Origin of the sequence: Shewanella sp. SM87, from assembly GCF_025653705.1 — a bacterium.
Taxonomy (GTDB): domain Bacteria; phylum Pseudomonadota; class Gammaproteobacteria; order Enterobacterales; family Shewanellaceae; genus Shewanella; species Shewanella oncorhynchi.
On record NZ_JAKKSC010000001.1, the window covers coordinates 42,503 to 60,573 of the forward strand.

The following is an 18,071-nucleotide window of genomic DNA, read 5'->3' on the forward strand; positions in this document are numbered from 1 at the left end:
AGCTAACTAAATTACCCTTGTCCCGCAAAAAGCATACAAAAAACTAACAAGCGCCTTATTGGCGCTGCTTCATGGCTAAATCGGCACCACGCAACATGGCATCAATCAACTCGTGGGCATCGAACTTAGTCAGCGCTTCATTTGCCCCCACTTGGTGAGCCTGACTCACGCTTATTTCGCTGGATAAAGACGTGTGTAAAATGATGTATGCCTTGGCGGTCAGTGGATTATCACGCACCTCAAACGCCAGTTCATAACCATCTAGTCCCGGCATCTCGATATCACTCACCAGAATATCTATGGGATGATGCTCTAGTGCCGCTTGTTCCATCATGACTAAGGCTTCTTTACCGTCGGCAGTCACTCGATAAGGGATGTTGATCATATCAAGGGCGTCGGATAACTGTTTACGTGCCACCTTAGAATCATCCACTAACAGGATATTCATGGGTTTGAGTTTCTCACGCTGCACATCGGTCAAGATTGCCCGATTTGCCTGTGGGTTATTCGGGAAAATTTTCGACAGCAATAACTCAACATCGAGTAATTGTACTAACTGGTCCTCAAAACGAGTCACGCCAGTCAAGTAAGCATTCTTACCCAAATTGGCAGAAGGCGCCTCAATATCGCGCCAATTACATTCAATAATCTTATCGATACCACGCACTAAAAAGCCAATGATCATCCGCTGACAGTCAGTGATGATGATGTAGCATTTTTCGCGCTCTTCAGGGGCTATCGGCCGATAACCAATCGCTGCCGCCATATCTATGATAGGGATCGTATGGCCACGAATCGTTGAAGCGCCAAGAATCGTCGGATGAGATTGGGGAATTTTGCTTAGCTGTGTGTACGGCACCAGCTCACGCACTTTCAACGTGCCTAAGGCAAACACTTGAGTCTGTGATAACCGAAACAGTAGTAATCCCTGTGACTGACTTGCCTTACTTTTCATAATTAGATAAATAACTCACTAAAAACAACCTTCGGATAGCTTAACCTTAACACAGTAAAATTTTGATGACTAAGGTCAAACGAATGAAACTATTATTACCTATTTATTAATAGGTTCGACGCCAATCGCCGACAAATGCTTAGTCTTGCAATGCATACAAGACATCAAAGGCGAATTGATCCCAACCTTCGGCAGTAAAAGCGATATCGCGAATATTACGAACTTGGCTCACCGCATGTAATGGCGCTGCACCATTGACCATCAAGTAATAGGCCATGATAAGACTGGTGCGATCCTTACCCGAGCGACAATGGATCACTACAGGCAGCTCATCGGCTTCACATTGCTGAATAAAAGCGAGTGCCTTGGGCAACTGAGCGACACAAATCGCCACATCCCCATCTTGGGGCGGCACATTGCGCGAAAAGGCAATACATTCGTAACGTAAATCAAGCTGCTTAAACGCACTCGGCTCGCAACCCTCGCCCCCATTGACCGACAGAATGGCACCAATACCGGCCTCTTTGAGCGCTTGTAAATCCCAAGGATCTTTATTAGGGCCACTGCGCCCTGCGACTTTACCTTCAACTAACCAGAATAAGTGTTGCATAAACCTTACCTACGACAAGTGAGATGACAAGGAACGCCAGAGATAAGCTAAGAATAGCTTGTTTCCAACGACTTAAGATTTTTTACCCCAAAATTCAGCATTGGCAGGCGGTAACTGTTTACGTTTTTTTTTACCCATACCTTCAGGCTTGGCGACAGGTTTAGCTTGTTCTAACAGTTCGGCTGGCATTTCATCATCGGCTTCAAAACCGACAATTTGCTCACGCACTAACTTAAGTTTGTTCTTTTTCTCTATCACGCCAAAGTGGTGATAATCCTCATGGGAAATCAAGGTCACGGCTAAGCCTGCTTCACCGGCGCGGCCACTACGGCCAATACGATGCATATAATCTGCAGGGCTCCTTGGTAAATCAAAGTTGATCACCACAGGCAGTTTATCGATATCGATACCACGGGCGGCAATATCGGTCGCAATTAACACACTGATCTCGCCATTTTTAAAGCCATCGAGCACCCGCGTACGCGCACCTTGGGCTTTATCGCCATGGAACACTTCGGCAGTGATCCCACGTTTAGACAGCTTTTGCGCTAAGTGATTACAGGTATTTTTGGCACTCACGAAGATCAACGCCTGTGACCACTGATGTTCTTTAATCAGATGCGCCAATAATGCGGTTTTCATCGGACGATTAACCGTAATCACCCGTTGATGAATCGTGCTTTCTTGCTCACTTTGCAATTGATATTCAAGTGGATTATTAAGCAGTTTTGCCGTTAACTCACGGACTTCTTCAGGGAATGTCGCAGAGAATAATAAGGTTTGTTTCTTGACGGGCAAAGCGTCGAGCACTTGGGCTAATTCTTCTGTAAAACCAAGGCTTAACATGCGGTCGGCTTCATCGAGCACTAAGGCGCTGACACGATTGAGTTTGATGGCATTACTGGACAACAGATCTAACAAACGACCCGGCGTTGCTACTAGGACGTCGGCGCCAGAGCGTAGACTCTGCATTTGCGCATTCACCGACACACCGCCAAACGCAGCGACAATTTTTAGCTTGCCATTAAGATGTGAGGCATAGGATAAAAAGCTGTCGGCGACTTGTTGTGCTAATTCACGGGTTGGGACTAAGACCAAACAACGAACATAAGCGCCTGTCTTATCCTCTGTTTTTGCGTCAACAAGTTGTTGCAACAGCGGCACGGCAAAGGCTGCCGTTTTACCCGAGCCCGTATTAGCACCGGCTAACACATCGCGCCCCGCAAGCACAGCGGGGATCGTCGCCGCCTGTACTGGTGTGGGCGAAACATACGCTAATTCGGTTAGTCGATTTAGCAGAGGTGCAATAATGCCGAGTTGGGCAAAGCTTGCCGCAGAGGAAGAAGCCTGAGTCATAGAAAGTTTAACTGCTCACCAATATCTTAATAGGCGGCTATTCTAGCTTAAATATCGAGGCAATGCTTGGCAGTTTCCAGCGTTAATAACTGCTGTTTCATCGCAAGCCCATAGGCGTAACCCGTTAACTTGCCGTTTTTGCCTATCACTCTATGGCAAGGCACGATAATCGCAATGGGATTGGCACCATTGGCCGCGCCCACGGCGCGCACCGCCTTAGGCCGACCAATTTGCTCGGCAATCTGCCCATAGCTGCAGCTCTGGCCATAATCTACATTGAGCAAAGCTTGCCAAACTTCACGCTGAAATTCAGTGCCTTTAGGTGCGAGCTTTAAATTAAATTCAATCAGTTCACCTGCAAAATAACGCGCGAGCTGCACTTGAGTTTCACTAATATGCGCCTTAGCTTGATTGAGGGCATCCTCACTCACCTTAGCAAGCGCAATCTCAGTGCGATCCGAGCCGACAACCGTTAAATGACTCAGCCCATAGGCATTGGCATTTAACTGTAATATTCCGGCAGGACTCATAAAAGTATCTACGGCACAGGGCTGATACGCAGCAATACTCGGCGCTTGGCTCAATTGACGAATCGCATGTTTCATAATCTGTCTCTTTGTTTGCTCTAAATTTGGTTCTAAATTGGCTCTTAACTTAACGCTAAATCATCTTTTTAAACTAGCAGTTAAATGTGAGGCGGCTTGATGGTTATTGATGCCAAAGCTGAAAAGTTAAATAACTGCCCCAAGGCGCGATTTCTTGACTCAGTTGCTGACACAGCTTCGGGTAGTTGACGGCACCCGCAGCAGCTTCTTCTAGCCTATGGGTCTTGCCATACAAGGCCAGCAAATGCTTTTTAACAATCAAATCGGTATGCAAAAACACATTGGGATCGCCCAAACCGCGGAGCTTAGCATACGCGATTGTCCAAGGACCTATGCCCTTAACGCTGAGCCAATCATCGACACTCGCCTCAGGATGATCACAGATAAACGCCGCGAGCGCATTGAGGGCTAATTTACGAGCGCCGGGCATTTTTAGCTCTGTTAGACTCGCCTCACGAATGGCCTCGGGTATAGGAAATAAACGATACTCGCAACCATTGAGACTAAAGCGCTCGCCATAGGCTTCAACCAATTGATTAAGTAGCTTAGTCGCCTGCACTACCGTCACTTGCTGGCCTAAAATCGCACGGCAGGCCGCCTCAAATAAGGAGCCAGCACCGGGAATCCGTAATCCCGAAAACGGTGTTAATCCTAAACTTGGTAGCGCACTTAAGCCTTGTTCAATCAGCAGCATATCCGCATCGAGATCTAAAATGCGTCGTACTTCAGTGACCAGCAATTGCAGCTCATCGACAGGAGAGTCTTCGGTCAACATTATCGCGAGTTTGAAGCGATTTAGCTTAGGCTCATGGATAATGTGCACTGTGCCGCGCATCTTACCTAGGGCAAAACAGCGACCATATTCGAGCCCATTATCGCCAACTTTGGCCTCATCTACCACGGACGCCTCATCGCCAACGACATCGATCGCTTGTGGATGACTCATCTGCGGTGTGAACCATTCCATCCCTGTTACCGCACGTAATCGATAAAACGCCAGCTGTGATGTCCAATCCAATGGCGGACGATAATACTGATACAAGGTTAATCCATAGTGCGGCACAAATTCACCCATAGTATCAATCTCACCTAATCCTGTTAGTGGCTCAATCATGGACTCCTTTGCCGCTTTGGTTAATGCACTCTTTCTTAACTGGGTCGGCGTCAATTGCAAGGTTTGCTTAAACGCCTCATTGAAACGGCGAATACTGTTGAAACCCGCCGCCATCGCGACTTGAGTGATAGGTAATTGGGTTTGGTGCAATAATTGTTTAGCAAACAGTAATTGCCGATATAAGGCGTATTGTTTTGGCGAAGTGCCAAAGCCTTCGGTAAAGAGCTTATTGAGATAACGACTGCTGATCCCTAATCGGTCAGCCAATTGTGTTATTGTCGAAGCTGGCTCTCCCGATGATTTTCCCGCTAAGGCGCCCGCTTCGATTAAGCTAATGGCCCTCGCTAACGTTGTGCCAGTCCCCTTCCAAGGATTCGATCCCGGCGCACTGTCGGGCCGACAACGCAAACACGGGCGTAATCCTGCCTGTGCAGCTTTCACGGCCGAATCAAAATAACGCACATTTTGCTCTTTTGGCGCGACGGCGGGACACACAGTTCGGCAATAAATGCCCGTCGTTAATACGCCCACAAAAAACTTACCATCAAACCGCGGATCGCGGCTCATCCTCGCCTCACGGCAAATGGACGCAGAAAGTAGCCCCGCACTGGACTCCAGTGAATGCACCGAATCTATTTCATCACGCTTAATCGCACTCTTAGACACTCTATCTGCACTCATTTTTCACCACGCCCGACAATATTCGCTCACAATTAATTTCTTGTTCATTACTTTACGTAAAACTAGCATGTAGCACTAGCGGAAAACGGAACTCAATCATTTCAATGCTTTTAGGGCATGAAATCTTATATACCCAAGCTACCTGAAGATACGAGTTTCAGAGCGTCTAGGGTGCTTCAATTCAAGGCGCATCAATGACAGAATGTCGGCCACCTTTTGAATTGGTGCGACACGGAAGTGGAGTGCCCTAGACGCTCCGTCCCGGCGGGTTTTAACGCACTTTATGCCGTGTTGGTTATTTTTAACTTAGTCCACTAGGTCTGCAAATAACCGCCTTGCCTAAAGTGCGTTAAATTCCCGCTGAATCCTGCATCTTCAGGTTGTTTGGGTATATGCTAGAGCCGACTATTTTTTATCTCACCATAGAGTTAATTCATGTTTAAACGATTTGAATCCTGGGTTGAAGCCCTACCCGATGATGAACCCACTAAACCACCCACAGGGGTTTATGCTTTTTGTCGCCACTACACTAAGGGCTACGAACTGCCGCTGATCTTAATGTCAGTGCTGACAGCCATGCTGGCCATGCTTGAAGTGTCACTGTTCGGATTCATGGGCCAATTAGTGGATTGGCTGGTGAAAAAAAATCCCGAAACCTTATTCCAAGACGAAGGCACGACCTTAATGCTGATGGGAGGTATGGTGATAATTGTGATGCCAATATTGGTATTACTGCATGCGCTTATCATGCATCAAACCTTGCTCGGCAATTATCCTATGTCGATCCGCTGGCTTGCACACCGTTATTTGCTAAAACAAAGTGTATCGTTTTATCAAGATGATTTTGCTGGCAGAATCGCCACGAAAGTGATGCAAACCTCCTTAGCCGTGCGCGAAACTGTGATGAAATTACTCGATGTGTTGGTATACATTTTAGTGTATTTCACCTCAATGCTAGTGATGATTGCCAGCGCTGATCTGCGCTTAGTCATACCTATGCTAGTCTGGCTTGCACTGTATGTTGGTCTGCAATGGTACTTTGTGCCTAGACTAAAAAGTGTCTCTACCGAGCAAGCCGATGCGCGCTCAACCATGACAGGCCGTATCGTCGACAGCTATACCAACATCACCACAGTGAAGCTATTCGCCCACACACAGAAAGAAGCCGAATACGCCAAATCCAGTATGCGGATATTTTTAGACACGGTTTATCGCCAAATGCGCTTAGTGACGGGCATCAGCGTAAGCGTGCAAATCATCAACTATCTGTTGGCCTTTAGTATTGCAGCAGTATCGATAGCCCTATGGACCGATAGCGCAATCACGGTCGGCGCCATCGCCATTGCGGTCAGTTTAGCACTGCGCTTAAACGGCATGTCACAGTGGATAATGTGGGAAATCAGTTCGTTATTCGAAAATATCGGCACGGTTACCGATGGAATGAACACCTTATCGAAAACAACGATCATCCAAGATGAGCCAAACGCCAAGGCGCTGGTCGTCAATCATGGCAAGATTGATTTCAACCAAGTGTGTTTCCATTACGGTGAGCAGACTGGCGTGATTGAAGATCTGAATTTGAATATTAAAGCAGGTGAAAAAGTTGGCTTAGTGGGGCGTTCTGGCGCAGGTAAATCGACCCTAGTGAATCTACTAATGCGATTCTACGATGTTGAAAAAGGTCAGATTAATATCGATGATCAAGACATCAAGATGGTTATGCAAGATTCACTGCGTTCGCAAATTGGCATGGTGACCCAAGATACCTCCCTCTTGCACCGCACCATTCGCGAGAATATTCTTTACGGCAATCCCAGTGCCAGTGAAGAGCAACTTGATCGCGCGATTAAACAAGCTCAAGCCTATGACTTTATTCAGGAACTCAGTGATCCTAACGGTAATCATGGCTTAGATGCCCAAGTGGGTGAACGCGGCGTAAAACTCTCTGGTGGCCAAAGACAGCGTATCGCCATCGCGCGGGTTTTATTGAAAAATGCGCCCATTTTACTGCTTGATGAAGCCACATCTGCGCTAGATTCCGAAGTCGAAGCTGCAATCCAAGAAAGTTTGTATGAATTAATGCAAGGCAAGACAGTGATCGCGATTGCCCATCGACTTTCTACTATTGCCGCGATGGACAGGTTAATTGTATTAGATCAAGGCCGAGTCGTTGAGCAAGGCACGCACCATGAACTCATCGCCGCAGGCGGTATTTATGCTCAATTATGGGCCCACCAAACCGGTGGATTCTTAGGTGTAGACTAAGCCAAAGGTAAGATGACGAAAGGCGACACTCAGCAGTGAGTGTCGCCTTTTTTATCTCAAATAAGTTTCCGCCTACTTCTGCCCTCTTCCCACAAAGCTTCACTCTTACACTCGCCCGCATATTCACCGCAACGATACGCTATTCAGCTATTACAATAGCTACCGTAAGAACAGTTCACTTCAAACTTTACTCGTTGAACGATTGGAAACAAGAGATAAACCGCGCTTAACGGCTCAACTTATCAGCATTGAAAGTAGCAGCATTCAAAGTACCAACACACTGAACAATCCGAAAGGTGAGTTTGGGCCATGGGTTAGCGCAAGGTTAAGCAGGAAAACGCTTCGATAATCTTTATCACACGATTGAACAGAATGACTTCACCACACTAAGTAAGCCTCTCGAAGCATCATTTATTTAGGTGGTTTGAATTGGTGGGTAAATTAGGCAAATAACTCGGAGCGTATGACTCGTAAATGAATCGGGGAGATCTCGATTTAATATTCAAAATTCAGACACAAAAAAACCACCTTGAGGTGGCTTATTGTCTTTAACCAAAGTTTCGATAAACCTTGATTAAAATTGGTATCCCCTAGGGGATTCGAACCCCTGTTACCGCCGTGAAAGGGCGGTGTCCTAGGCCTCTAGACGAAGGGGACCCGGACTTATGATTTAACTCGTAACCGAGCTTTGTAACACATTCACTTCAGTAGGCTAGGAAGCAAATGCCTTGTTCTTACCAAACAACACGTTAGTTGTTTGCTAGGAACCACTCTCTATAAAATATAGATGGTATCCCCTAGGGGATTCGAACCCCTGTTACCGCCGTGAAAGGGCGGTGTCCTAGGCCTCTAGACGAAGGGGACCCGGACTTATGATTTAACTCGTAACCGAGYTTTGTAACACATTCACTTCAGTAGGCTAGGAAGCAAATGYCTYGTTCTTACCAAACAACTCGTTAGTTATTTGCTAGGAACCACTCTCTATAAAATATAGATGGTATCCCCTAGGGGATTCGAACCCCTGTTACCGCCGTGAAAGGGCGGTGTCCTAGGCCTCTAGACGAAGGGGACCCGGACTTATGTTTTAACTCGTAACCGAGCTTTGTAACACATTCRCTTCAGTAGGCTAGGAAGYAAATGCCTTGTTCTTACCAAACAACACGTTAGTTATTTGCTAGGAACCAAAATGTGGTATCCCCTAGGGGATTCGAACCCCTGTTACCGCCGTGAAAGGGCGGTGTCCTAGGCCTCTAGACGAAGGGGACCCGGACATATTAATTTGAACTTAACGTTCCCGTTTAACATCTACGGTCTCATAGGCACTCTTCTAAGTAGCGAAGTGTGCCTTGGGTGTATTAATTTAAACTTTCGTTTCTGCTTAATAAGGCAGTAAATTGGTGGAGCTACACGGGATCGAACCGTGGACCTCTTGCATGCCATGCAAGCGCTCTCCCAGCTGAGCTATAGCCCCAAATTTTTGTCAACACAGCTAACTTTAGCAGTATATGTATCAGCAGAAATTTAGACTTTGTTCTTACCAAACAACACGTTAGTTATTTGCTAGGAACCAATATTTGGTATCCCCTAGGGGATTCGAACCCCTGTTACCGCCGTGAAAGGGCGGTGTCCTAGGCCTCTAGACGAAGGGGACCCCGGACATATTAATTTGAACTTTTCACTAGAAAAGGTTCCCGTTTAACATCTACGGTAAGTTTGGTGGAGCTACACGGGATCGAACCGTGGACCTCTTGCATGCCATGCAAGCGCTCTCCCAGCTGAGCTATAACCCCAAACCTATCGAACTACATTTAAGTGCACTGCAAGCATTTGCTCGACTGTGTCTCAACTGCGTGGCGCATTCTATGCAGCGCACCTAAAAGTGTCAACTCGTTTTTTTAGGAATTTATTCTATCTGCTACAAATTCAATCGCTTTGGATATTCTTTGCTCAGAACGGCTTCTTCCAATTAAAAATAGTGTGATATCTAAGCCTGGAGACTGCCCTGCCCCTGTTACTGCAACACGTAAAGGCATACCGACCTTACCCATACCCACATCTAATTCAGTCGCAGTATCTTCAATTGCCTGATGAATAGCTTCAGCTGTCCACTCAGTTAATGCCGATAATTTCTGTTGCACCAGTTGCAATGGCTCTAACGCAACACCGCGTAAATGCTTTTTCGCCTGTGCTTCATCAAACTCAGCAAAGTCTTCATAGAAATAGCGGCTAGATGCAGCTAACTCTTTTAGAGTCTTAGCGCGCTCAGCTAATGCAGTGACCACTTCAGCTAATGCTGGGCCATTTGACAGATCAATTTTTTGATCGTCCATGTGCCATTGTAAGTGTGTTGCCACATATTCTGGATCTAGGCTCTTTATATAGTGTTGGTTCAACCACACCAGTTTATCGGTATTAAAAGCAGAAGCGGCTTTGTTGATGTCACTCAACTTAAAGAATTGCTTCATTTCTTCTAATGAGAAAATCTCTTGGTCGCCATGTGACCAACCTAAACGCACTAAATAGTTCAGCAGTGCTTCTGGTAAATAGCCATCGTCACGGTACTGCATTACGCTAACAGCGCCATGGCGCTTGGACAACTTAGCGCCGTCATCACCTAGAATCATAGATACGTGTGCATATTCTGGGATCGGCGCCCCTAATGCTTTAAGAATGTTGATTTGACGCGGGGTATTGTTGATATGATCTTCACCACGCACCACACAAGTGATCCCCATATCCCAATCGTCAACCACCACACAGAAGTTATAAGTTGGCACGCCGTCGGTACGGGCGATGATCAAGTCATCTAATGCATCGTTAGAAAATTCAATCCGACCACGAACATGGTCATCAAATACCACTGAACCACCGATTGGATTTTTAAAACGCACCACAAATGGTTCATCAGTCTCGCGAGCGGGTAAGTCGCGACAGCAACCATCATACTTTTGTGCTTCACCGTTAGCGGCCTGTGATTCTCTTAAGGCATCGATTCGCTCACGTGAACAGTAACATTTATACGCTGTGCCCTTTTCTAACATTTGAGCAATGATTTCGTTATAACGGTCAAAACGCTTAGTTTGGTAATATGGGCCCTCGTCCCATGTCAAACCTAGCCAGTTCATGCCTTCTAAAATCGCATCGCAAGCGGCTTGAGTCGAACGCTCAATATCAGTGTCTTCAATACGTAATACAAACTCACCGTTATTTGCACGGGCTTGTAACCAAGAATAAAGTGCAGTACGGGCACCACCAACATGCAAGAAACCGGTAGGACTAGGGGCAAAACGCGTCTTAGTTGTCATAATGGGACACTAACCTATATAAAGTCGTCTAGATAAAGACAATCACGATAAAAAAAGTGGGCTTATTCTAACAGTCAAAGCAGGCGCTGCAAATGGGACAAGCTTCACAGTATCACTTATCTGGTTAAATCGTGTCGCGAATCCCTCCCTTTTATAGGGAAGCCAATATAAAGCGATATATAAAGGTGGCACTATTGCTATCGCCACCATTGATGAATGCTAACACTTGAGATGATTTTTCAGGCTTTATATTCCAACCCCTAAATCTCTACACCTATATTCCTTCGACTATAAATATCTGCGCCATCGAACACGCGCATCTATACACTATCAATGCACTCATACTATTAGTGCGTAGTGCGCTAATTTTTATAAATCACTCACTTCCTCAGCACTTTTACCACAAAAAAGTCCGGTGAATGGGATGAGTTCAACTCGTATTTAATCGCGAGCGTCCAAATTACGTACCATTGACTGGCGAATTAAATAACACTTTGATCGGCGGCGTGATTAGCATTAAGCCAATGTGGACAAAAATAGCGCGACCAATGCTTTTTTCACTAAAAAGCGTTGACACTAGATCGAACCTCCCTATAATACGGCTCCACACAGCGAGGTCGATTAGCTCAGCTGGGAGAGCACCTCCCTTACAAGGAGGGGGTCACTGGTTCGAGCCCAGTATCGACCACCATATTTTCTACAAAGAAATTATGGCATACAAAATGTTATATCCCAGGTCGCTTAGCTCAGCTGGGAGAGCACCTCCCTTACAAGGAGGGGGTCACTGGTTCGAGCCCAGTAGCGACCACCATATAACTTGATGTATTAATGTGTAAAAGTCATTCCCAGGTCGCTTAGCTCAGCTGGGAGAGCACCTCCCTTACAAGGAGGGGGTCACTGGTTCGAGCCCAGTAGCGACCACCATTATTTAGTGAAAAATGACTTAAAAATTGTGTAGTTTAAGAATGCCCAGGTCGCTTAGCTCAGCTGGGAGAGCACCTCCCTTACAAGGAGGGGGTCACTGGTTCGAGCCCAGTAGCGACCACCACATTCTGCAATACACATGTTATATCCCAGGTCGCTTAGCTCAGCTGGGAGAGCACCTCCCTTACAAGGAGGGGGTCACTGGTTCGAGCCCAGTAGCGACCACCATATTATGCAATACACACGTTATATCCCAGGTCGCTTAGCTCAGCTGGGAGAGCACCTCCCTTACAAGGAGGGGGTCACTGGTTCGAGCCCAGTAGCGACCACCATAAATCTCCCCAATAAACTTTACCCACGTGCTTACTCAACTATGCTTGATCTCAATCAGCGAGTGATAAGTTATGCTATTCGGCATTTTATATTTCGTTAAATACTAAGCACTATCGACACTCAGCCTGATTTCATTCTGCTTTAGCATTTTTGGAGATCAACATTATGGCCAGCGTCAGTCAATCCGCTTCTCTTGCCAATATTGCCACTTATTTAAAGCATACCCATGCCTGCGATGAGCAAACAGCTCTAAAAGAGGCGCGGGAAGTCATGCATAATCTCGTCAGCATGCGCCAAAAAGGCTTTATTACCGGTTGGTACTTTGATGAACAGGGCCATTTAGCCTTGTTACCTAGCGATGCTATCCTTAAACGTATTCTTTTAGAGGATGACTAACAGCATCAAATGAATTGTGTCTTGATTGACTACGATAGCTATCGACTTAACCTCTATAGACTTCACATCTCACCTACACTTCTTCTCCTAAAGCAGCCCACCACAGTATTTGTCGTTATATCGCATACTTTTACGGCTTTTTTTGATCTAAAAATAACTAAGTTTGTTTAATTTATCTGCAACGACAAAAGCCGTCAATTTGGGGCCGATCTTCACTATGGGTGGGTTTCCACCCAAACACAAAATCACTGTGAGCGAGATCTCACCCACCAAACTAAAAGTGTGACAAACATCAAATGAACTACACTTTAGTAACCAAACACTTACAGAAGCCAGTGTAAGTTGGCGTGGTATTTGCCTTTAGTAAGACAGACCTCAGGGAAATCAAGGCTGTATTCCTACTCAAACTTGGTAACAAACTAACCAAGACTGAGGACAAATCCTAACAACAGAAAAAGGAACTCAAGATGATATTGAATCAACAAACTGGATTGACCCGTCCACTCAAAACCTTAGTCAAAATGCTCGCTGTTGCCTCCGTATTTGCGACCAGTTTTAACGTATTTGCAGAACCGATTGAAATTAAGTTTTCACACGTAGTGGCAGAAAACACACCTAAAGGCCAAATGGCACTTAAATTTAAAGAACTCGTTGAACAACGTTTACCAGGTGAATACAAAGTCAGTGTATTTCCTAGCTCACAGTTATTTGGGGATAACAACGAATTAGCGGCACTGCTGTTAAACGACGTACAATTTGTCGCGCCTTCACTCTCAAAGTTTGAGCGTTACACTAAACGTCTACAAATATTCGATTTACCTTTCCTATTCAATGATATGGATGCCGTGAACCGTTTCCAACAAGGTGAAGCTGGTCAAACATTACTGAACTCCATGAGCCGTAAAGGAATTGTCGGTCTGGGTTATTTACACAATGGTATGAAACAGTTCTCCTCTAACACACCACTTAAAAATCCTGCTGATGCAAAAGGCTTGAAATTCCGCGTTATGGCATCTGATGTTCTAGCAGCCCAGTTTGATGCTGTTGGTGCAATCCCTGTGAAAAAACCTTTCTCTGAAGTATTTACTCTACTTCAAACCCGCGCTATCGATGGTCAAGAAAACACTTGGTCAAATACTTATTCACAAAAGTTCTATGAAGTGCAAAGCCAAATCACTGAAAGTAATCACGGTGTTCTCGACTATATGGTCGTGACCTCTGACACTTTCTGGAAAGGTCTACCTGCTGACAAACGTAAGATCATCAAAGAAGCTTTAGACGAATCTATCGCATTAGGTAACAAGATTGCTGCTGAAAAAGACAATGAAGACAAACAGTTAATCCTTGATTCTAAACGTTCACAGTTAGTGACTCTGTCTCCTGCTGAACGTCAAAAATGGGTTGAGGTAATGAAACCTGTTTGGGCTAAGTTTGAAGATCAAATCGGTAAAGATGTGATTGATGCTGCTGTAGCTGCAAATAAATAATAATGATGATAGTCGCCTAAGCTCAACCGAGCTTAGGCGGCCATTTCAGCGAGGGGATTATGGCTGTGATATCGCGAATATTTGGTTATGTTGAAGAAGGTGTGCTCAATTTATTGATCACTCTGATGACGCTGTTAGTGTTTTCAGAAGTCGTCGCTCGCTTCTTCTTCAACACGGGTTTTCTTTGGATCCAAGAACTTACATTAACCTTTTGCGGTTGGTTTGTGTTATTTGGTATGTCCTATGGGGTTAAAGTCGGTGCCCATATTGGTGTCGATGCGTTTGTTAAAAATTTAGCGCCAAAGGCTAAAAAGATAGTATCTCTTATTACCGCCTTTGTTTGTATCGTCTACTGCGGACTCTTTTTAAAAGGCAGTTGGGATTACTTAAGCCAGATGTATCAAATCGGTTTGCCTATGGAAGACATACATTTCCCACAATTTATATTAAAAAGCCTCGATCCAGATTTTGCTTGGAACACTTTAAAAATCGATATTGAAGATGGCGCAATACCGATTTGGTTATCTCAAAGTATTTTAATCATTGGCTTTTTTATGTTGACTTGGCGTTTCGTCGAACTCTTTATCGCCATTCTGCGTGACCAAGTCTCAGGCTTCCAATTTGCCGATGAAGCGAAAGAAAGTATGCATTTAATCGATGAGAGCGCTAAAAACGCTAAAGTAGATCCAGTCTCTGACCAAAAGGAGGCTAAATAATGGCTATTGCAACCCTATTTACCGCCCTATTCGTATGTATGTTTCTCGGTATGCCTATCGCTATCGCATTAGGTTTTTCCAGCATGCTGACGATTTTATTGTTCTCGAATGACTCCTTAGCTTCAGTTGCACTCAAGCTGTATGAGTCTTCATCAGAGCATTACACTTTACTCGCAATCCCCTTCTTTATTCTGTCATCCGCCTTCCTATCAACGGGTGGTGTTGCTAGACGGATTATCGATTTTGCCATGGACAGTATTGGACATGTCCGTGGTGGATTAGCAATGGCATCCGTTATGGCATGTATGCTGTTTGCTGCAGTTTCTGGATCATCTCCTGCGACTGTTGCGGCAATTGGTTCTATCGTCATAGTCGGCATGGTAAAAGCAGGTTATCCCGAAAAATTTGCTGCAGGCGTGATCACGACCTCTGGCACTCTCGGGATTTTGATCCCACCTTCAATCGTCATGTTAGTGTATGCCGCAGCAACTGAAGTGTCGGCTGCAAAAATGTTTATGGCAGGCTTAATCCCAGGTTTAATGATGGGATTTATATTGATGATCGTCATTTATATCGTTGCCCGCTTTAAAAACTTGCCCTCACGTCCTTTTCCTGGCGTTAAACAACTGGGGATTTCAAGTGCCAAGGCTATGGGTGGATTAGCACTCATCTTTATCGTATTAGGCTCTATCTATGGTGGCGTCGCTAGCCCAACCGAAGCATCAGCTGTGGCTTGTGTATATGCTTACCTTATTGCGGTATTTGGCTACCGTGATATCGGGCCATTAAAAGACGTGGCATGGCGTAATCAAGGTGAAAACTTAGCCAAAGCAACTGCGCGTAACTTAGGCCATATGTTCTTAGGACTGATTAAAACGCCTATCGACAAAGACATACGTCATGTTGTGCGCGATGGTGCCAAGGTCAGTATCATGCTGCTGTTTATCATAGCTAACGCTATGCTATTTGCGCATGTATTAACCACAGAACGTATCCCTCACATTATTGCTGAGTATATTGTTAGCATGGGTTTACCCGCCTGGGGATTCCTGATCATCGTTAACTTACTGTTGCTTGCTGCCGGTAACTTTATGGAGCCATCGGCGATTGTACTCATTATGGCGCCAATTCTGTTCCCTATTGCAACGCAATTAGGCATAGATCCTATCCACTTAGGTATCATCATGGTCGTGAACATGGAGATCGGTATGCTAACGCCGCCGGTGGGACTCAATCTCTTTGTCACCGCGGGGATCACGGGGCGCAGTATTGGTTGGGTGATTCAGTCGGTTCTGCCTTGGTTACTCGTGATGCTAGCCTTCTTAGCCCTGATTACTTACGTACCACAGATTTCACTCTTCTTACCTGAATGGTTGGATTCGATGCGTGGATATTAGTCTGCAATTCAAGGTTGTGAGATTACCCCTTGATTACAGATAGATTTTAAGCGAGCCTAGTCAGGCTCGCTTTGTTTTATTATGCGCAGTATCAGTTATTGATCCCGTTGCTTTATCAGGATAACCACCATGTTGCCCATGACGCCTAAGGCCAAGAAACGCCTCTTTCTGACCGTTGTGTTACTTGCAGGCCTATTTGCAACCCTCAAACTGACCTACTGGGTGCATTTGCATCAAGGTAAAATCGAGATCCAAAAGCAATCGGAGAAACAACTAAAGGAATTAGTCAGTTTTCTCGATGGTGCACTATCGCGCTACGAAAGTATTCCCCACGTGCTCTCGACTAACCCAATGCTCGCCAATGTCCTGAACGACCAGCAGAATCCTGATAAAGTCCAAGAGCTTAATTTATATCTCGAAGAAATTCAGCATGTCACCGAAGCATCCGATATCTATCTGATTGATGCCTTAGGTATCGCCATTGCCGCCAGTAACTGGCAACAAAGTTTTTCCTTTATTGGCAAGGACTACTCCTTTAGACCCTATTACACAGATGCTATCTCGGGCAATCTAGGCCGTTATTACGCAGTGGGTACCAGCTCAGATAAGCGCGGATTTTATTTCTCTTACCCTATTTATCAACAAGGTGGTAAAGGCATACTTGGGGCCATCATAGTCAAAGTTAACATTGCCGACATAGAGCAACAAAGTACCAGTATCGCAATTGCGGGGCAGTATCAGTTCCTTATCAGTGATCCTGAAGATATCGTCTTTATTTCCAGTATCGATGAATGGCGGTTAAAGTCATTAACCCCGCTTACCCAAGCCAAGCAATATGCCCTTAATGCCTCTAAACGCTATGCAGAACGTCCCATAGGAGAGTTGTTGATGAAGCCGCCCTATGAAAGTGGTAGTCAAGCTATGCTCTACCAACTGCAAACGGGTACAGACCATGAACAATACATGGACATCCACCAATCAATGGCTAAGGCAGGCTGGCGAGTACACATCTTAGCGCCAATCAAACCTTTACTGACCTCTTTGCCCGCGCTGATGTTACTGTCAGCTAGTATTTATCTTTTGCTGGCACTCAGCATCCTATTTAACGCCGAGCGCCGTCGCAATCTACACCGAATGCAACTAGCGCAAAGCCTTTTAGAACAGCGAGTTGAAGAACGCACTCAGGACTTACAGCAGGCCAACAATCAGCTCAAAGATACTCAAGATGAACTCATTCAAGCGGCAAAACTGACAGTAATAGGCAGTTTATCCGCCAGTATTAACCATGAACTCAATCAACCACTCGCGGCACTTCGCAGCTATGCCCAAAATACCCAAACTTTTCTCGCCCGTGATATGCAAGATAAGGCACTGGATAATATCAAGATTATTATTGAACTTACCGACAGATTAGCCGATATTGTTGGGCAATTTAAAAGTTTTACCCGCAAGAGCCAAGGCGCTGATAGCGCAACCGATATTGGCCGCTGTATCAAGCAAGCCCTGACCATAGTTCAACCTGCTATTGATAAACAGGGTGTTGAACTCGATGTGCAATTACCCAACGGCAACTATCAGGTTTGGGGCGATAAGGTTAGATTACAACAAGTGTTTGTCAACATTATGAGCAACGCTATTGTTGCTATGCAACAATCGGTTAAACGCCAATTGGTTATCCGCGTGACCAGTGAAGATAAGTTTTGCATCAGTATCCAAGATTCAGGCCCGGGTGTACGTGAAAGCCAAATGGAGAAAATCTTCGAACCCTACTTTACCACCAACGAACGGCACGGACTGGGGCTAGGCTTATCGATTTCACAACGCATTATCGAATCCATGCAAGGCCAAATTAACGTTGCCAATGCCGAAGAGGGTGGCGCTATTTTCCAGATTATTTTACCTATTTACTTGCTCGAGGAACGTTAGT

General features: G+C 45.4%; 12 protein-coding genes and 13 tRNA genes. 12 read left to right on the top strand and 13 right to left on the bottom strand.

Annotated features, from left to right (window positions below; translation table 11 throughout):
* Positions 1 to 55 precede the first annotated feature (55 nt).
* The 5 genes from L5M11_RS00200 to L5M11_RS00220 form a co-directional block, all read right to left on the bottom strand.
* Positions 56 to 955, bottom strand: coding sequence for a chemotaxis protein CheV (locus tag L5M11_RS00200; protein WP_028761082.1), 900 nt, complete (start codon positions 953 to 955; stop codon positions 56 to 58).
* A 139-nt stretch (positions 956 to 1,094) separates the two neighbouring features.
* Positions 1,095 to 1,565 carry a dual specificity protein phosphatase family protein gene (locus L5M11_RS00205; protein WP_263190955.1) on the bottom strand — a complete coding sequence of 157 codons (471 nt, stop codon included), beginning with the start codon at positions 1,563 to 1,565 and terminating at the stop codon, positions 1,095 to 1,097.
* Positions 1,566 to 1,637: 72 nt separating this feature from the next.
* Positions 1,638 to 2,921: a DEAD/DEAH box helicase gene (locus L5M11_RS00210; RefSeq protein WP_173243985.1), complete on the bottom strand. Its 1,284-nt coding sequence runs from the start codon at positions 2,919 to 2,921 to the stop codon at positions 1,638 to 1,640.
* A 47-nt stretch (positions 2,922 to 2,968) separates the two neighbouring features.
* On the bottom strand, positions 2,969 to 3,526 hold the full coding sequence (locus L5M11_RS00215; protein WP_263190956.1) for a methylated-DNA--[protein]-cysteine S-methyltransferase: 558 nt from the start codon (positions 3,524 to 3,526) through the stop codon (positions 2,969 to 2,971).
* Between the two features lie 103 nt (positions 3,527 to 3,629).
* Positions 3,630 to 5,321, bottom strand: a complete 1,692-nt coding sequence (locus L5M11_RS00220; RefSeq protein ID WP_263190958.1) for a DNA-3-methyladenine glycosylase 2 family protein — start codon at positions 5,319 to 5,321, stop codon at positions 3,630 to 3,632.
* 435 nt (positions 5,322 to 5,756) lie between these two features.
* Between L5M11_RS00220 and L5M11_RS00225 the strand changes: the two genes are divergently transcribed.
* Complete coding sequence (locus L5M11_RS00225) at positions 5,757 to 7,586, top strand: ABC transporter ATP-binding protein (protein WP_113941006.1); 1,830 nt, start codon at positions 5,757 to 5,759, stop codon at positions 7,584 to 7,586.
* A gap of 581 nt (positions 7,587 to 8,167) precedes the next feature.
* Here L5M11_RS00225 and L5M11_RS00230 read toward each other — a convergent pair.
* The 8 genes from L5M11_RS00230 to gltX form a co-directional block, all read right to left on the bottom strand.
* Positions 8,168 to 8,243, bottom strand: a tRNA-Glu gene (locus tag L5M11_RS00230).
* A 131-nt stretch (positions 8,244 to 8,374) separates the two neighbouring features.
* Positions 8,375 to 8,450, bottom strand: a tRNA-Glu gene (locus L5M11_RS00235).
* 131 nt (positions 8,451 to 8,581) lie between these two features.
* Positions 8,582 to 8,657: transfer RNA gene (locus L5M11_RS00240), tRNA-Glu, on the bottom strand.
* A gap of 118 nt (positions 8,658 to 8,775) precedes the next feature.
* A tRNA-Glu gene (locus L5M11_RS00245) sits at positions 8,776 to 8,851 on the bottom strand.
* Between the two features lie 130 nt (positions 8,852 to 8,981).
* A tRNA-Ala gene (locus L5M11_RS00250) sits at positions 8,982 to 9,057 on the bottom strand.
* Between the two features lie 104 nt (positions 9,058 to 9,161).
* A tRNA-Glu gene (locus L5M11_RS00255) sits at positions 9,162 to 9,237 on the bottom strand.
* Positions 9,238 to 9,300: 63 nt separating this feature from the next.
* Positions 9,301 to 9,376 (bottom strand) — tRNA-Ala (locus tag L5M11_RS00260).
* A 105-nt stretch (positions 9,377 to 9,481) separates the two neighbouring features.
* Complete coding sequence (gltX, locus tag L5M11_RS00265) at positions 9,482 to 10,891, bottom strand: glutamate--tRNA ligase (protein WP_105252064.1); 1,410 nt, start codon at positions 10,889 to 10,891, stop codon at positions 9,482 to 9,484.
* 615 nt (positions 10,892 to 11,506) lie between these two features.
* Between gltX and L5M11_RS00270 the strand changes: the two genes are divergently transcribed.
* The 11 genes from L5M11_RS00270 (at position 11,507) to L5M11_RS00320 (ending at position 18,070) form a co-directional block, all read left to right on the top strand.
* A tRNA-Val gene (locus L5M11_RS00270) sits at positions 11,507 to 11,582 on the top strand.
* A gap of 44 nt (positions 11,583 to 11,626) precedes the next feature.
* Positions 11,627 to 11,702, top strand: a tRNA-Val gene (locus L5M11_RS00275).
* A 37-nt stretch (positions 11,703 to 11,739) separates the two neighbouring features.
* A tRNA-Val gene (locus L5M11_RS00280) sits at positions 11,740 to 11,815 on the top strand.
* Between the two features lie 48 nt (positions 11,816 to 11,863).
* A tRNA-Val gene (locus tag L5M11_RS00285) sits at positions 11,864 to 11,939 on the top strand.
* A gap of 28 nt (positions 11,940 to 11,967) precedes the next feature.
* Positions 11,968 to 12,043: transfer RNA gene (locus L5M11_RS00290), tRNA-Val, on the top strand.
* 28 nt (positions 12,044 to 12,071) lie between these two features.
* Positions 12,072 to 12,147, top strand: a tRNA-Val gene (locus L5M11_RS00295).
* A gap of 166 nt (positions 12,148 to 12,313) precedes the next feature.
* Positions 12,314 to 12,544, top strand: a complete 231-nt coding sequence (locus tag L5M11_RS00300) for a hypothetical protein (RefSeq protein ID WP_105252063.1) — start codon at positions 12,314 to 12,316, stop codon at positions 12,542 to 12,544.
* Positions 12,545 to 13,011: 467 nt separating this feature from the next.
* The gene (locus tag L5M11_RS00305) at positions 13,012 to 14,031 is read left to right on the top strand and encodes a TRAP transporter substrate-binding protein (RefSeq protein WP_113941003.1); all 1,020 of its coding nucleotides are present in this window, start codon (positions 13,012 to 13,014) and stop codon (positions 14,029 to 14,031) included.
* A gap of 59 nt (positions 14,032 to 14,090) precedes the next feature.
* Positions 14,091 to 14,747, top strand: coding sequence for a TRAP transporter small permease (locus tag L5M11_RS00310; RefSeq protein WP_181800891.1), 657 nt, complete (start codon positions 14,091 to 14,093; stop codon positions 14,745 to 14,747).
* A complete protein-coding gene (locus L5M11_RS00315) occupies positions 14,747 to 16,144 on the top strand; it encodes a TRAP transporter large permease (RefSeq protein ID WP_028761090.1) in 1,398 nt (465 codons plus the stop codon). The genes L5M11_RS00310 and L5M11_RS00315 overlap by 1 nt, the downstream gene beginning before the upstream one ends.
* A 129-nt stretch (positions 16,145 to 16,273) precedes the next feature.
* Positions 16,274 to 18,070: an ATP-binding protein gene (locus L5M11_RS00320; protein WP_028761091.1), complete on the top strand. Its 1,797-nt coding sequence runs from the start codon at positions 16,274 to 16,276 to the stop codon at positions 18,068 to 18,070.
* The last annotated feature ends 1 nt before the right edge of the window (position 18,071 follow it).

Excerpts from the sequence above, each read along its gene's own strand:
- L5M11_RS00200 (WP_028761082.1), bottom strand. The coding sequence starts at position 955 with ATGAAAAGTAAGGCAAGTCAGTCACAGGGATTACTACTGTTTCGGTTA.
- L5M11_RS00205 (WP_263190955.1), bottom strand. The coding sequence starts at position 1,565 with ATGCAACACTTATTCTGGTTAGTTGAAGGTAAAGTCGCAGGGCGCAGT.
- L5M11_RS00210 (WP_173243985.1), bottom strand. The coding sequence starts at position 2,921 with ATGACTCAGGCTTCTTCCTCTGCGGCAAGCTTTGCCCAACTCGGCATT.
- L5M11_RS00215 (WP_263190956.1), bottom strand. The coding sequence starts at position 3,526 with ATGAAACATGCGATTCGTCAATTGAGCCAAGCGCCGAGTATTGCTGCG.
- L5M11_RS00220 (WP_263190958.1), bottom strand. The coding sequence starts at position 5,321 with ATGAGTGCAGATAGAGTGTCTAAGAGTGCGATTAAGCGTGATGAAATA.
- L5M11_RS00225 (WP_113941006.1), top strand. The coding sequence starts at position 5,757 with ATGTTTAAACGATTTGAATCCTGGGTTGAAGCCCTACCCGATGATGAA.
- gltX (WP_105252064.1), bottom strand. The coding sequence starts at position 10,891 with ATGACAACTAAGACGCGTTTTGCCCCTAGTCCTACCGGTTTCTTGCAT.
- L5M11_RS00300 (WP_105252063.1), top strand. The coding sequence starts at position 12,314 with ATGGCCAGCGTCAGTCAATCCGCTTCTCTTGCCAATATTGCCACTTAT.
- L5M11_RS00305 (WP_113941003.1), top strand. The coding sequence starts at position 13,012 with ATGATATTGAATCAACAAACTGGATTGACCCGTCCACTCAAAACCTTA.
- L5M11_RS00310 (WP_181800891.1), top strand. The coding sequence starts at position 14,091 with ATGGCTGTGATATCGCGAATATTTGGTTATGTTGAAGAAGGTGTGCTC.
- L5M11_RS00315 (WP_028761090.1), top strand. The coding sequence starts at position 14,747 with ATGGCTATTGCAACCCTATTTACCGCCCTATTCGTATGTATGTTTCTC.
- L5M11_RS00320 (WP_028761091.1), top strand. The coding sequence starts at position 16,274 with ATGTTGCCCATGACGCCTAAGGCCAAGAAACGCCTCTTTCTGACCGTT.